This is a genomic window from Alistipes putredinis DSM 17216, from assembly GCF_000154465.1.
In the GTDB taxonomy this organism is placed as follows: Bacteria; Bacteroidota; Bacteroidia; order Bacteroidales; family Rikenellaceae; genus Alistipes; species Alistipes putredinis.
This window is the reverse complement of sequence record NZ_DS499577.1, coordinates 504,738-518,473: the sequence shown is the minus strand read 5'-3', so window position 1 is coordinate 518,473 and position 13,736 is coordinate 504,738. Positions and strand designations below refer to the sequence as shown.

General features: G+C 53.3%; 12 protein-coding genes, 1 tRNA gene and 1 riboswitch. Of the genes, 5 read left to right on the top strand and 8 right to left on the bottom strand.

From position 1 onward, the window contains the following. Positions 1 to 131 precede the first annotated feature (131 nt). The 3 genes from ALIPUT_RS02490 to ALIPUT_RS02480 all read right to left on the bottom strand — a co-directional run bounded on the left by ALIPUT_RS02490 (position 132) and on the right by ALIPUT_RS02480 (position 1,592). Positions 132 to 722: a thiamine phosphate synthase gene (locus tag ALIPUT_RS02490; protein WP_004328074.1), complete on the bottom strand. Its 591-nt coding sequence runs from the start codon at positions 720 to 722 to the stop codon at positions 132 to 134. Continuing rightward, entirely contained in the window at positions 719 to 919 is a 201-nt protein-coding gene (gene thiS / locus ALIPUT_RS02485; RefSeq protein ID WP_004328073.1) for a sulfur carrier protein ThiS, read from the bottom strand. Before thiS ends, ALIPUT_RS02490 begins: the two co-directional genes overlap by 4 nt. 38 nt (positions 920 to 957) lie before the next feature. Beyond that, a riboswitch (TPP riboswitch) is annotated at positions 958 to 1,064 on the bottom strand. Between the two features lie 318 nt (positions 1,065 to 1,382). Further along, a complete protein-coding gene (locus tag ALIPUT_RS02480; RefSeq protein WP_147554506.1) occupies positions 1,383 to 1,592 on the bottom strand; it encodes a hypothetical protein in 210 nt (69 codons plus the stop codon). Positions 1,593 to 1,772: 180 nt separating this feature from the next. Here ALIPUT_RS02480 and ALIPUT_RS02475 point away from each other — a divergent pair, with 180 nt between their 5' ends. Beyond that, positions 1,773 to 2,189, top strand: a complete 417-nt coding sequence (locus ALIPUT_RS02475) for a hypothetical protein (RefSeq protein ID WP_004328070.1) — start codon at positions 1,773 to 1,775, stop codon at positions 2,187 to 2,189. Positions 2,190 to 2,368: 179 nt separating this feature from the next. Here the strand turns inward: ALIPUT_RS02475 and ALIPUT_RS02470 are convergent. From ALIPUT_RS02470 to lepA, 3 genes are all read right to left on the bottom strand, one after another. Then, positions 2,369 to 2,440, bottom strand: a tRNA-Gly gene (locus tag ALIPUT_RS02470). 64 nt (positions 2,441 to 2,504) lie between these two features. Next, a complete protein-coding gene (locus ALIPUT_RS02465) occupies positions 2,505 to 4,409 on the bottom strand; it encodes an AMP-dependent synthetase/ligase (protein WP_004328069.1) in 1,905 nt (634 codons plus the stop codon). A gap of 2 nt (positions 4,410 to 4,411) precedes the next feature. Then, complete coding sequence (gene lepA / locus ALIPUT_RS02460) at positions 4,412 to 6,202, bottom strand: translation elongation factor 4 (RefSeq protein WP_004328068.1); 1,791 nt, start codon at positions 6,200 to 6,202, stop codon at positions 4,412 to 4,414. A 157-nt stretch (positions 6,203 to 6,359) separates the two neighbouring features. Between lepA and ALIPUT_RS02455 the strand changes: the two genes are divergently transcribed. The 3 genes from ALIPUT_RS02455 to ALIPUT_RS02445 all read left to right on the top strand — a co-directional run bounded on the left by ALIPUT_RS02455 (position 6,360) and on the right by ALIPUT_RS02445 (position 10,178). Beyond that, positions 6,360 to 7,235 (top strand): UbiA-like polyprenyltransferase, encoded by an 876-nt coding sequence (locus tag ALIPUT_RS02455; protein ID WP_040293366.1) that lies wholly within the window; start codon positions 6,360 to 6,362, stop codon positions 7,233 to 7,235. Positions 7,236 to 7,295: 60 nt separating this feature from the next. Continuing rightward, positions 7,296 to 9,767, top strand: coding sequence for a phenylalanine--tRNA ligase subunit beta (pheT, locus tag ALIPUT_RS02450; protein WP_004328066.1), 2,472 nt, complete (start codon positions 7,296 to 7,298; stop codon positions 9,765 to 9,767). Positions 9,768 to 9,839: 72 nt separating this feature from the next. Next, positions 9,840 to 10,178 (top strand): TIGR04076 family protein, encoded by a 339-nt coding sequence (locus ALIPUT_RS02445; RefSeq protein ID WP_040293119.1) that lies wholly within the window; start codon positions 9,840 to 9,842, stop codon positions 10,176 to 10,178. Between the two features lie 96 nt (positions 10,179 to 10,274). Here ALIPUT_RS02445 and ALIPUT_RS02440 read toward each other — a convergent pair whose 3' ends face one another. Both ALIPUT_RS02440 and ALIPUT_RS12960 read right to left on the bottom strand, forming a co-directional pair. Beyond that, positions 10,275 to 10,778: a S41 family peptidase gene (locus ALIPUT_RS02440; RefSeq protein WP_004328064.1), complete on the bottom strand. Its 504-nt coding sequence runs from the start codon at positions 10,776 to 10,778 to the stop codon at positions 10,275 to 10,277. Further along, positions 10,775 to 12,022 carry a S41 family peptidase gene (locus ALIPUT_RS12960; RefSeq protein WP_004328063.1) on the bottom strand — a complete coding sequence of 416 codons (1,248 nt, stop codon included), beginning with the start codon at positions 12,020 to 12,022 and terminating at the stop codon, positions 10,775 to 10,777. Before ALIPUT_RS12960 ends, ALIPUT_RS02440 begins: the two co-directional genes overlap by 4 nt. 621 nt (positions 12,023 to 12,643) lie before the next feature. Between ALIPUT_RS12960 and ALIPUT_RS02430 the strand changes: the two genes are divergently transcribed. Continuing rightward, positions 12,644 to 13,642: an IS110 family RNA-guided transposase gene (locus tag ALIPUT_RS02430; protein ID WP_004328062.1), complete on the top strand. Its 999-nt coding sequence runs from the start codon at positions 12,644 to 12,646 to the stop codon at positions 13,640 to 13,642. Positions 13,643 to 13,736: the final 94 nt, after the last annotated feature.

The window sequence follows — 13,736 nt, the reverse complement described above, 5'->3', positions numbered from 1 at the left end:
TCTTGGCCGAGCCTGTAATTCCGACCTTCCCCTGCTCCTTCTCGGAGGGGATTTGGTGCGCTGTGCTTTCCAAGAGGTACATTAAAGTATTGTTATTTATCAGACCGATTTCCGGATGGTTTTCCGCCGGTTTATCGGTTGAATTTTCGTATTTCCCGCATGCGCCGCACCAGTTCTTCGGGTGTAGCGCCCTGCCAGATGTACCCGAGAAAGGCCGCTCCCCCGAATCCATACTCCTGTAACGCGGGCAGGTGTTCCGGCCGGATGCCGCCGAGCGCTGCGACGCGCGGATTGATGATGCCCTGCGCGAATGCCTTTCGGAGTTCGTCCGGTGCATACCCTGCTCGGTAGCCGGTTTTGGAGATGCTGTCGAAAATCGGGCTGAGAAAAAGGTAGTCTTCCGTCGGGTGCGATGCGATCTCGCCGAACGAGTGGCACGAGCGGCTTATCAGTCCCCCGAATCCGGCGGGGATCTCCGGGTTGCGGGCGTTCAGGTGTACTCCTCCGATGCCGTACTCTCCGGCCAGATGCAAATGATCCTGCAAAGTCAGACGAGGATATAGTTCCGGCGGCAGCGCTTCGATCAGGCGGCGCATGTCTGCTTCGGCCGATTGCGGTTTACGCAGATGCACCCGATCGACTCCTTCCGAGAGCAGAATCCGAATCGACTCCGCTTCCGATGCGGCGAACGACGTGTCGGTGATGACGATGATACGCATCATCCTCCGCACACGGCGCGTATGACAGTGATTTTCGTTCCGGCCTGCAAGCGGGTCGTCGGCCACTCGCTGCGGGGCACGACCTTGTTGGCGATCGCAACTGCGATTCCGTCGGCAGCGATACCCTCCTGCATCAGCAGTTCGGCAAGCGTCGTTGCTGCGTCGGTTTCGACGGGTGAGTGATTGATGAATACTTCCATGATTTACCGTAATTGCGGAGATGCTTCGACGAGAAAATTACGGTCTATGAACAAGTTCCTCCGGCGGTACTGACCGCATCAGGTTCATAGGGTATGATCTCAGCCTTTCCGGTCTTTCCCGACGAAGGCACCCCTCTTGTGTCTTATGTATGATGCAAATATAGGAAAAATTTCGGAAGGATGTTCGTTTTTTTAATTCATCCTTCCGGCTATGCGTTCGGATTTGGAGGTAAGTTTCCGTCGGCGGGGCGTTTATAGAAAATTAGAGGAAACGGGAAAATCTCCCGTTTCCTCTTTGTATTTCTACTTATTCCGCCTCTCCCGATTGCTCCCCGTTTTTTGTCGGTGAGCGTTATTCGCGCAAAGCATTGTGCGGAAGCACGATGTGGTGGAAGACTTCGTTGCGGTTTGTAATACGACCTCTTTTTTCCGGCTGTTTTCGTTCGCACGAGAGGTTGGGGCGTCAATAATTGATCCAGCGGATTTTTCGGTTCTCCTTGCCGCCCAATTCCATAGCCCGACGGCGGATCCTGTCCGGTTGTGCACCCGTGGTCGGGTTGCTCAAGTTGAGCGCATTATACACGGTATCTACCGTGCACCCCATTTCCATAGCGATCTGTCGTTTCAGATCGGGTGCGATTTCGATTACCTTTTTATATACTTGTCGTCGCATTATCGAAAGAATGATATTATATTTGTTATAATTTTTTTCGTTCGGTTTTTCGAACACTATTCGTTCGATCTGTTTGATACTATAAGTATAGATAATATTCGAAGAATTAAATCTGTATGTCGAGGAATTTTCTATAATTTATTTTTATAAATACGGTTTTTATTATAAACTACTTTTGGTATGACGGTCAAGGACAGAATAATGGAATTTTGTAGGATGAGCGGCATCAAGCCGGGGCGCTTCGAACGCGAGTGCGGACTATCGAATGCCTATCTGTCGAAACTGAAACATGAACCGAGCCGTGATAAACTCGGTAAAATTTTCGCCCGCTATCCCGAATTGAATAAAGATTGGCTGTTGAACGGTGAAGGACCGATGCTGAATGTCGTTCACTATCCGGCAATGGAAGGCGGGAATGAGCTTTTGGTAAACGACCAGGAGTATTATGTCGGGCGACCGGCAGGCTCCGATGAAGTGTTGATTCCCAGGGATGCTTGGGAGGTAATAAAAAAGCAGGCCGACAGTTTCAAGGAGCGGGACGAGCAGATGAACCGGGTAATTTCTTTGCTGGAGAAGCAGATGGATAAAGGAAAATAAGGCTGACTGTTTTTGGAACTTTCAGGGGGCGATCCTGATAATCGTACTTTCGCTGCTGTTCGCTCTTTGTTCCGGTATTAAAACGAAACGATTCTGCATATCATTGATGTCCAGAATCGTTTACTTCTATATTATGTAATCTTGCCTAACAAAAAAGGTCCTTCGAAAAGGACCTCGTGAGCGGGAAACGGGGCTCGAACCCGCGACCCTCAGCTTGGGAAGCTGATGCTCTACCACTGAGCTACTCCCGCATTCGGAGAACAAAGTTACTCCGATTTTTTTATTTATCAACTCTTCGGGCGGTAAAATTTCAGGTTATTCTACCATTTTCCGCAGTGACGCAAGGTTTTTATCGTTTCGCAACTCCCTTCCCTCCGGAGTATAGAGGTAGTCGATCCGGTCGCGGAAATACTCTTCCACCTTGTTGCGGACGATTTTCATCGTACTGTTGATCAGTCCGTTTTGCTCGGTGAATGGCTCGTCCACGATAGCCAGTCCCGCCGGAAGCCACCGCTCGGGAAATTCTCCGGCATAGGGGCCGCCGGCCCGGTAACGGTCGATCTCCGCACCGAGGATGTCGGCGGCCGCAGCCGCTCTACCCTCCCGGATATCGCGGGCGTCGAGCTCGCGGCGCAGGGCGTCGCGATTGGGTACGACGATCGCCCCGGTGAAGGGACTTTGGTTGTTATAGATAATGATCTGGTCGATGAAGGGCGACTTATCGACGATCGCCTCCTCCATTCCTTCGGGGCTGTACTTCTCTCCGTCGCTGGCGATCAGCAGGCTCTTGAAGCGCCCCAATACGTAGAGGAAATCATCCTCCGACACATAGCCCATATCGCCCGTGTGGAGCCAGCCGTTGCGGACGGTCGCCGCCGTCGCATCGGGATTTTTCCAGTAGCCGGCCATGACGTTCTCGCCCCGGATGACGATTTCACCCTTTTGGCCGCGCGGCAGCTCTCGCCCCTCTTCGTCAAGGATTTTCAGGTCGAGCGGTTCGAGAATCTTGCCCGACGATCCGAACTTGTGCCAGTGGTACTTGGGCGAATTGGTCGAAATGACGGGTGTAGCTTCCGAAAGTCCGTATCCCTGGAACATCGGGATCCCGATGGCATAGAAAAAGCGTTGCAGCTCCGAATCGAGCAGTGCGCCGCCCCCGACGAAAAACTCCAGGCTGCCGCCGAATGCCTCCCGCACCTTGCGGAACAGCACGAGGTCGAAAAGTCCCACGACGGGTGCCAGCAGGATCCGCCAGCCCTTGCCCTTGTGGTAGCCGTCCTGATTGTAGATATAGGCCGTGCGGAGCGCGAAGTCGAACAACCGTTCAGTGAAAGGTCCTTTGGCCCGAATCGAAGTTTCGATGTTTTTGCGGAAATTTTTGGCCAGTGCCGGCACCGACAGCAGGAAGTTGGGTTTCACTTCGCGGATATTCTGCGGAATATTCTTGAGTGTCTCCATCGGGGTCGCCCCTATTTGTACGGTCGCCACGCTGGCGCCGCAGGCGATCATGATGTAGAATCCCACCACGTGCGCGAAACAGTGGTCCAGCGGCAGGATGATGAGCGTGCGGTAGCTGGACGGGATGTCGATGCGCGAGAGCGACTGTTCGACGTTGGCCGTGTAGTTGCGGTGGGTCAGGACGACGCCTTTCGGATCGGCCGTCGTGCCCGACGTGTAGGTGATCGTGGCGTAGTCGTCGTTCCGGATTGCCTGCCCTATTTTGAGAAATTCCTCCTTATGCCCGGCCAAATAGTCGCGGCCCAGACGTTTGAGCATGCCGTAGGCCGTTTCGCCGCTTTCGAGCGGAATGTGTCCCAGGACGATGATCTGTTCGAGTTCCGGCAGTTCCGCCCGGATGCGGCGGATCTTCGGAAGCTGTTGTTTCGAAACGAACAGCGCCTTGACCTCGGCGTGGCGGAGCCGGAACAACAGATCGTTCGACTCTTCGAGTTTGACCGACAGCGGAACGCTGATCGCTCCGGCATAGAAGATACCCAGCTCGGAGATGATCCAGCCGTTGCTTCCTTCGGCCAGGATAGCGACCTTGTCTTTGGGGCGGATGCCCAGCGAAGCTAATCCGGCCCCCACTTCCAGGGCCTGTTCCCTGGTTTCCGCGTAAGTCGTGGGCTGAAAGGCGTGATGACGCTTCTCGAGCAGGAAGGTTTTCTTTCCGTATTTTTCAACGGAGGATTCGAACAGGTCGATGATCGTCTTTTTCATAGCTAATCCATTTTTAATACGGCGAGAAAGGCCGACTGGGGTACTTCGACATTGCCGATCTGACGCATGCGTTTCTTGCCCTTTTTCTGCTTTTCCAGCAGCTTGCGCTTTCGGGAGATGTCGCCGCCGTAGCATTTGGCCGTCACGTCCTTGCGCACGGCCTTGACCGTTTCGCGGGCGATGATCTTGGCGCCGATGGCTGCTTGGATGGCGATGTCGAACTGTTGGCGCGGGATCAGCTCCTTGAGCTTCTCGCACATTCTGCGTCCGAAATCGTAGGCGTGGTCGGCATAGATCAGCGACGAAAGGGCATCGACCGGTTCGCCGTTGAGCAGGATGTCCAGTTTGGCCAGCTTGCTCGGACGGAACCCGATGCGGTGATAGTCGAACGAGGCGTAGCCCTTGGAAATGCTCTTGAGCTTGTCGTAGAAGTCGAACACGATCTCTGACAGGGGCATCTCGAAATTGACCTCCACGCGATCCTGCGTGATGAAGGTCTGGTTTTTCATGATACCCCGCTTGTCGATGCAGAGCTTGAGCACGTTGCCCAGGAAATCCGACTTGGTGATGATTTGAGCCAGGATATAAGGCTCCTCGATCGAGGCGATTTTGGTTATTTCGGGCAGGCCCGAGGGGTTGTGCACCTCGAGCACGTCGCCCTGCGTCGTGGTGATTTTATAGGATACGTTCGGGACGGTCGTGATGACGTCCATGTCGAATTCGCGGTAGAGGCGTTCCTGGATGATCTCCATGTGCAGCAGTCCGAGAAATCCGCAGCGGAAGCCGAAGCCCAGCGCCAGCGAACTTTCGGGCTCGAACGTGAGCGAGGCATCGTTGAGCTGCAATTTTTCGAGCGAAGCCCGCAGGTCTTCGTACTGGTCGGCTTCGACGGGATAAACGCCCGCGAAGACCATCGGTTTCACATCCTCGAAACCGGCGATGGCCTCCGTCGAAGGGTTTTCGACCGATGTGATCGTATCACCCACCTTGACGTCCGACGAAGTTTTGATGCCGGAGCAGATATAGCCCACGTCCCCGGCACGGATTTCGTCGCGGGACTGCATCTTGAGCTTCAGCACGCCCACTTCGTCGGCGTCGTATTCGCTGCCCGTGTTGAAGAATTTGACATGCTCGCCCTTGCGGATCGTACCGTTGAAGACGCGGAAATAGGCGATGATGCCTCGGAAGGGGTTGAACACCGAGTCGAAGATCAATGCCTGCAACGGAGCGTTCGCATCGCCCTGAGGCTCCGGAATCCGCTCGACGATGGCTTCGAGCACCTCTTCCACGCCCAGTCCCGTTTTGCCGGAGGCGCAGAGGATCTCGTCCGGGTCGCAACCCAGCAGATCGACTACCTGATCCTTCACTTCGTCGATCATCGCCGAATCCATGTCGATCTTGTTCAGTACGGGAATGATCTTCAGGTCGTGCTCGACGGCCAGGTAGAGGTTCGATATGGTCTGCGCCTGAATACCCTGCGTGGCATCGACTACGAGCAGAGCCCCTTCGCACGAGGCGATGGCACGCGATACCTCATAGGAAAAGTCCACGTGGCCCGGAGTGTCGATCAGGTTGAGCACGTATTTTTCGCCGTTGCGGGCCAGGTATTCCATCTGGATCGCATGGCTCTTGATGGTGATGCCCTTTTCGCGCTCCAAGTCCATGTTGTCCAGGACCTGGGCCTGCATTTCCCGCTGGTTGAGCGTATTGGTCTTTTCCAGCAGGCGGTCGGCCAGTGTCGATTTGCCGTGGTCGATGTGGGCTATGATGCAAAAATTGCGTATGTTTTTCATTGTCGAGTGAAATCCTTATATAATAATGTGCAAAGATAATATCTTTCCGGAGAAAAACAATGGATTTCAGGCGTTGTCGGGGGCTGATTTCTTGCCCTGGTCGTATTCTGCTGCCGAAAAAAATGATTACTTTTGCGACCATAAAATCGAATCGACAATGATACGTCAATATGCCGGACTGGTCAAGTTCGCCCATACGATTTTCGCCATGCCTTTCGCCCTCGTCGGGTTCGTTTATGCGCTGCGTACCGAGGGGATCTCTTCGGACTGTTCGGGCAGGTACGGCTGGGTGGTGCTGCTCTTGCAGGTGTTGCTCTGCATGGTCTTCGCCCGCAACGCCGCGATGGGCTTCAACCGCTGGGCCGACCGCCGCATCGACAAGGCCAATCCCCGCACGGCCGACCGAGAAATTCCGGCCGGAAAGATCAGTGCCCGGGCAGCGCTCCGTTTCGTGATCGTCAATGCGCTGCTGTTCATCGTCACGGCCTCTACCATCAATTTACTTACCGGTCTGCTGTCTCCTGTGGCTCTGTTCGTTATATTGATGTATAGCTATTGCAAGCGGTTCACCGCGCTGGCGCATCTGGTGCTCGGTCTGGGGCTGGGTATTGCTCCGGTGGGGGCGTACATCGCCGTCACGGGGCATTTCGCATGGCCGCCCTGTATCCTGGCGCTGCTGGTGATGACCTGGTGCGGTGGCTTCGACATCATCTATGCGTTGCAGGACGCCGATTTCGACCGCAAGAACGGCCTTTACTCCATCCCGGCCCGTTTTTCGGCACGGGTGTCGCTCCTGTTCAGTATTCTGTTGCATGTGGTGAGCGTCGCGGCACTTTTCTGGTTCGGGTCGTATTGTCCCCAGAACGGTTGGCTCTGGCTCGGCGAAGGGATTTTCACGCTGATCCTCGTCGCCGAACACCTGTTGGTGACCCCGACACGGCAGCGGAATATCGGCATCGCTTTCGGCACGCTCAACGGCATTGCGAGCACGGTGCTGGCCGTCTTCGTAATTACCGCTCTTTTGCGGGGATAAAATCGGGATATTTTTATACCTTTGCTTACTCTTTGTCAATAATAAAATATTACACATACTATGAATATCTCCTATAACTGGCTGAAACGCTACCTTAAAACCGATCTGTCGGCCGAAGAAATGGCGACGATCCTCACCGATATCGGCCTGGAGGTCGAGAGCTTCGAAAAGATCGAATCGATCCGCGGCGGACTTGCCGGCGTCGTGGTCGGCGAGGTGCTGACCTGCACGGATCATCCCGATTCGGACCATCTGCATCTGACGACGGTGGATGTAGGCGGCGAGGCTCCGTTGCAGATCGTCTGCGGTGCTCCCAACTGTCGGCAGGGTCTCAAGGTCCTTTGCGCTACGGTGGGTGCGGTGCTCTACCCCAACGGCGGCGAGGAGGAGTTCAAGATCAAGCGCAGCAAGATCCGGGGCGTGGAGTCGCTCGGGATGCTCTGCGCCGAGGACGAACTGGGTATCGGAGCTTCGCATGAGGGCATCATGGAGCTGCCGGCCGACGCGAAAGTCGGCCAGCCGGCCTGGGAGTACCTGAAGCTGGAAGACGACTATGTCATCGGCATCGGTCTGACTCCCAACCGTATCGATGCGGCGTCGCATATCGGCGTAGCGCGCGATCTGGCGGCTTATCTCAAAAGCCAGGGCAAGCCCGTCGAGCTGCAATGGCCCGACGTGAGCGCTTTCGCCGTCGATAACCACGATCTGAAGATCGACGTGCAAGTGGAAAATAGCGAAGCCGCACCGCGCTATGCGGGTGTTACGGTCAAGAATTGTAAGATAGGCCCTTCGCCCGAATGGATGCAGAACTGCCTGCGGACAGCGGGCATTACCCCCAAAAACAACCTGGTGGACATCACCAATTTCGTGCTTTTCGAGCTGGGACAGCCCCTGCACGCTTTCGATGCAGCGAAGATCGACGGCGGCCGGATCGTGGTCAGAACCTGCGAGGAAGGTACTCCGTTCGTGACGCTCGACGGCGTAGAGCGCAAGCTCACGGCCAACGACCTGATGATCTGCTCGGCTGCGAAACCCATGTGTATTGCGGGCGTTTACGGCGGATTGGATTCGGGCGTGAGCGATACGACGACCGACGTATTCATCGAGAGCGCCTATTTCAACCCGGTCTGGGTGCGCAAGACGGCCAAGCGCTTCGGCCTGAACACCGATTCTTCGTTCCGCTTCGAGCGCGGCGTGGATCCCGACATACAGGTCTATGCCCTCAAGCGTGCCGCCCTGCTGATGAAGGAGCTGGCCGGAGGAGAGATCGCCTCCGAAATTACGGATATTTGCTCCGCTCCTATCGAAAAGTTCAAAGTGGAACTCGATATAAAGCGTGTCAATCGTCTGATCGGCAAAGAGATTCCTGCCGATACGATCCGCACGATTCTCGGTGCGCTCGACATTAAAATCGAGGCCGAGGAAGGTGACCTATGGCGCGTGGCCGTGCCGCCCTATCGGGTCGATGTGACGCGCGAGGCCGATTTGGTCGAGGAGATTCTCCGCATCTACGGCTACAATAACATCCCTGTTCCCTCGCACGTCAATTCGGCGCTCTCCTACGCGCCGAAACCCGACCGGAACAAGCTGATGAACCTCGCCGCCGATTTCCTGACGGCTAACGGCTTTACGGAGATCATGTCCAATTCGCTGACGAAAGCGGCTTATTACGAGGGTCTCACCTCTTACAAGCCGGAGCATTGCGTGAAGATACTCAATCCGCTCAGCAACGATCTGAACGTCATGCGACAGACGCTGCTTTTCAATATGCTCGAAGCCGTGCAGTTGAATGCCAACCACCGCAATGGCGACCTGAAGCTGTACGAGTTCGGCAACTGCTATTTTTACGATGCGACGGCCGCTATGCCGGAAGAGCCGCTGAAGGCTTATTCCGAGCAGTTCCGCCTGGCGATCGCCGTAACCGGCATCGCTGCGCCTCTTTCGTGGAACCGGAAACCGGAGCAGGCATCGTTCTTTACGCTGCGAGCGATTGCCGAGAAGCTGTTGCGTCGTTTCGGGCTAGACCTTTATACGCTCAAGTCCGAATCGCTCCGCAGCGATCTTTACGGGGATGCACTCTCCTTCTCGCTCAACGACAAGGCCAGAGAATTGGTACAGATGGGCGTCGTTTCGTCGAAGCTGCGCAAGACTTTCGACCTGAAACAAGATGTTTATTATCTGGAGATGGATTTCGGGGCCCTGGTCAAGGCTACACGCAAGAATAAGGTCTCGGCTAAAGAGCTTTCCAAGTTCCCGGAGGTAAAACGCGATTTGGCGCTGCTGATCGACAAGGAGGTGACTTTCTCCGCGCTGCGTGATATTGCTTTCGCGGCCGAACGCAAGTTGCTCAAACGAGTTTCGCTCTTCGATGTCTATGAGGGCGACAAGCTGCCCGAAGGTAAAAAATCGTATGCCCTGAGTTTCGTACTGGAGGACAAGACCCAGACGCTGACCGACAAGATGATCGAGCAGGCGATGGCCAACCTGACAGCTCAGTTCGAACGCAAGGCGGGTGCGCAGGTGCGGGCTTGATTTTTGAAACGCCTGTCTGCGGGAGGCAAGTCTGTCCGCCCGCAGAACGGGTTCCGAGCGAAAGACAAGATTATGAAGCGCTGTAAAATTACGATCCTGCAACGGACTCTGAACGAGAAATTGGCACGGGAGTATGCCGCTCCCGGCTTTACGAAGTGCCCGATGATGCGGGAGGGACAGGTCTTTTATGCGGACTATGCCAAACCCGAAGGTTTTTGCGACGAAGCGTGGAAGGCGGTCTATCAATATGTATTCGCCCTGTCGCACGGCGCCGGAAAGTTCTATTTCGGCGATTGGATCACGAAGGAAGGCGTGGCGATCTGTTCCTGCAACGACGGACTCCGCCCGGTAATCATGAAGATCGAGCGTACGGACGAGGGCTCCTCGATCTCTTACGAACCGGTGGAGTAATTTCCGAAGTTCGGGCGGAACGGGTACGGATATTTCAGAACGGCGCTGCGGATTCAACACCCGCAGCGCCGTTTCTCATCTTGCGCCCGAACTCGCCTACTCTTCTTCGGTATTCGCTTCGATTAGGTTCAATGCAGTTTCCAGCACTTCGTCCCGCCCTTCCCGAACGCCTTCGAGGGTGGGTCGTACTTCGTGGTCGATCTTCACACCCTGCCGATTCACCACCCATCCGTCGGGATAATACCACCCTAACCCGGAAAATGCGCCGAGTACTCCCCGAGGCAACGTAAATTTGCTGATATTGCCATCGGCTCCGGCGCTTTGAGAACCGATCGTTATAGTATATGGATTATTTTGGATTTTTTGTACGGATGTTTCCCCGTAACTTTGCGTCCCTTCATTAACCATTATAATGATAGGGGCGTTGTATTTTTCCGTTTTATATGTCGGATAAGAATAGTCTCTCGCGTAAAATACGCCCGGCAATGCAAGATCGGGGTAAGTAAATCGGACCGTATATTTAACACTGTCCGGAACAATGTACTGGCTTACAAATTCATTAAAATCTTGTGAAGGATAATAGCGTAAATCGATAATCAATCCTCTGTTTTTTTCAGGCCGTTTGAGATCTCCGGTATCTCCTCCTCTTTCGAGAGTTTGTTCGGACAGATATACCCGATCGAATCTTCGAGCATCGAGAATGTCTTGTGGTATTTCCAAAGGTAATTCCAACCGAAATGTCCTGGCATCTTTGTTACGTCGGCCAACGTGTCCCTCGTCACTCCGTCACGGCGGTAGCGGATCGATAGCGGCCGATTCTCTTTAGTGCGCAGAATTTGATCGGCCGTAGCTGCCAGCACGTCGTTCTCGTTGGAGCAGGAAATGAATTCCCTGGTTTGTGCCATGTAATATTCGACCGGTTTATCTTCGACAGCGACGATTTCGTCCCCCACCTGAAAGGGAGCTTTCCGCTCGCTCTTCACCGGGACGGTATCGGGCGTTACGACGATGAGCCGCCCTTCGACGAAGCCTGTGTTGAGAGGGACTCGATAACGGCCGAACAATTCGAAGATTCCTCCGCCGTATTGTGCGTGGTTGTCGTCGAGTTCCGCGATCATCCGTCGCGTTTCCCGCAGGTAACTGCCCGTCGGGTGTGCCATACGCCGGATATATTCGGGAAGAACATCGTTCCAGTCCTTGTCGGTCAAGTATTTACTTGGAAAGAAATATTCGACCATGTTCCAGAAACGGAATACCGTGAGCAGACGATAACCGTAGTCGGGATTCGACAAGTCGTAATAGGGTTTTTCTCCGTCGAAACAGGGATTGGGAGACCATTGGTCATAGGTTTCGTAATACGTTTGCGACACGTAACGGTTCCCTGCGGTTCGGTCGGCAGAACGCAGCCGGACCAGACGCTCCGAAAGCTCGCGGCCGAGCGTTGCCGTATCCCGAATCCATCCGATGTCGGTGCGGTGTTCGAAAACCGAATCCGACGCCAGTATCTTCTCGTATTTCTCGGGCGTTGTTTTGTACCGGCCGAAGCCGTCGATCCACTGGGCCAATATCTCGTTGCGAGCGGCAGGAGCGGTATCGGCTATCAGAGGCAGCAACTCGAAAAGTTCGAAATCCAAGTCGTACCGGTCGTCCGAAAATGCCGGATGGTGATATTTCACGAATCCCCACACACGGCCCAATACTTCGAGGTTTCGCAGCGTAGCGCTGTCGATCTCCGTACGGTCGAAACCCGAGTGCCGCGAATAGTCGGCGTACTGTTTCGGCCGGGTGCAGCCCGAAGGGAAAAAATTTGAAACAAGCAGCAGGAATACGACGATTTTTTTCATAACATAAATCTTTTGGCTCCATTCGTAGCAACCGAAAAATTATCGAAAACGATCTCTTGCCGTTCGGCAGCCTATGAGCTGCCAAGCGAATAAAAGTGTCGTTTCGCCGGTGCGAGGTACTTTAACAAAGTTAAGGTTTTTTCCGAAAGGCGCGATCTTTTTTAAGAATTTCGCAATCAAAAAACAATGATTCGGCACGAGTCCGCACGATTGCTCTCATCTTTCACTATCTTTGACATAGTCTTAGATAGGCTGCGTCTCGGAAAAATGGGAACAAGCTCCCATTTTCTCTCGGCTTTCACTATCTTTGCACAAAATCGGCTGTGGCTCGGATCGCCTCGGGCGAATTCGGACTGTTATCCGATCATAAAGATACCTTAGATTTGCGCAGTAAACAGGAGATGAGATAGAGTTGGTAATTTTGTAGAGAAGAGGTTAGCTAAAAGAAAGGGAGGCAGGGAGTGAACCAGGTATCGATAAGAATTCAAGATTCATTTCCATATTAGGACTCTTTGTCTTTCTTGAACCGAGACCTGAATAAGAATTTAACCTTTCATTGTTAAGGTAGTTAGGATAGGTTCAAGTTCCTTTCTCTCAATTTGATGGTCAAAAACAAAAGTAATGGACAATTTTTATTTCATCGGGGTTGACGTCAGCAAAAAGAAACTGGACTTCTGCGTACTATTCGAGGGTAAGGTTCTGCGCGAAGAACAGGTAAGCAACCACCAGCAGGCTGTCGCCAGACTGATCGGCGAGTTGAAGAACGATTTGGAAATGGATAACGAACAGTTTTTAATCTGTGCCGAACATACGGGGCAATATACTTTCCCTCTGGTATGTGCTTGCAAGTCGGTCGAGTGCAAACTTTGGTTGGAGAACCCGTCCCAGATCAAATATTCATCCGGTATGCAGCGGGGCAAGAACGACAAGGTGGATGCAAAGCGCATAGCCATTTACGCTTCACGGTTCGGAGATAAGGTTAAGTATTACGACCGTCCCTCCGAGGAGATAGAGAGGCTTAAACAGTTGGAGAGGGAGCGTGCGCTTTACGTTACCGACCTGGCTAAATACAAAGGCCAGATGTACGATCAGAAAGATTTTATGCCGGCGGCGCTTTATCGCAAGAAAACAAAGCGGATGAAAGGCTTAATACAGGAACTACAAGCGGCTATCGATGCGATCACTGCTGAAATGGAGAAGATCATAGGCTCAACGGAAGTGCTTGCGCGCCAGATGGAACTTTTAATGTCGATAGACGGTGTAGGTAAAGTGGTAGCTCTGAATGTGATTATCGAAACAGAAGCGTTCTCCCGCTTCGACAATCCCAGAAAGTTCTGCTGTCACGCAGGTGTCGCTCCGTTCTCATACACATCCGGGAGCAGCCAGCACTCCAAAAACAAGGTCTCGCATAGGGCCAACAAGAACATAAAGAAACTGCTACATATGGCAGCCGTATCGGTAACTCATCGTAAAGAGGGTGAACTAAAGGCCTACTATATGCGGAAAGTAGAAGAAGGAAAGAACAAAATGTCGGTAATCAATGCGTTACGTGCTAAAATCGTGGCCCGCATGTTCGCCGTCATCAAAAGAAATGAATTTTATACTCCTATTTACTCTTAAAAAACTTGCAAAAACCATAAGAATATGGAAAAAAGGTGTTCGCTTGGATTGCGAATATTCGCTTCGTTATCGGTCAAAATACAGAAACAATACG

Excerpts from the sequence above, each read along its gene's own strand:
- ALIPUT_RS02490 (WP_004328074.1), bottom strand. The coding sequence starts at position 722 with ATGATGCGTATCATCGTCATCACCGACACGTCGTTCGCCGCATCGGAA.
- thiS (WP_004328073.1), bottom strand. The coding sequence starts at position 919 with ATGGAAGTATTCATCAATCACTCACCCGTCGAAACCGACGCAGCAACG.
- ALIPUT_RS02480 (WP_147554506.1), bottom strand. The coding sequence starts at position 1,592 with ATGCGACGACAAGTATATAAAAAGGTAATCGAAATCGCACCCGATCTG.
- ALIPUT_RS02475 (WP_004328070.1), top strand. The coding sequence starts at position 1,773 with ATGACGGTCAAGGACAGAATAATGGAATTTTGTAGGATGAGCGGCATC.
- ALIPUT_RS02465 (WP_004328069.1), bottom strand. The coding sequence starts at position 4,409 with ATGAAAAAGACGATCATCGACCTGTTCGAATCCTCCGTTGAAAAATAC.
- lepA (WP_004328068.1), bottom strand. The coding sequence starts at position 6,202 with ATGAAAAACATACGCAATTTTTGCATCATAGCCCACATCGACCACGGC.
- ALIPUT_RS02455 (WP_040293366.1), top strand. The coding sequence starts at position 6,360 with ATGATACGTCAATATGCCGGACTGGTCAAGTTCGCCCATACGATTTTC.
- pheT (WP_004328066.1), top strand. The coding sequence starts at position 7,296 with ATGAATATCTCCTATAACTGGCTGAAACGCTACCTTAAAACCGATCTG.
- ALIPUT_RS02445 (WP_040293119.1), top strand. The coding sequence starts at position 9,840 with ATGAAGCGCTGTAAAATTACGATCCTGCAACGGACTCTGAACGAGAAA.
- ALIPUT_RS12960 (WP_004328063.1), bottom strand. The coding sequence starts at position 12,022 with ATGAAAAAAATCGTCGTATTCCTGCTGCTTGTTTCAAATTTTTTCCCT.
- ALIPUT_RS02430 (WP_004328062.1), top strand. The coding sequence starts at position 12,644 with ATGGACAATTTTTATTTCATCGGGGTTGACGTCAGCAAAAAGAAACTG.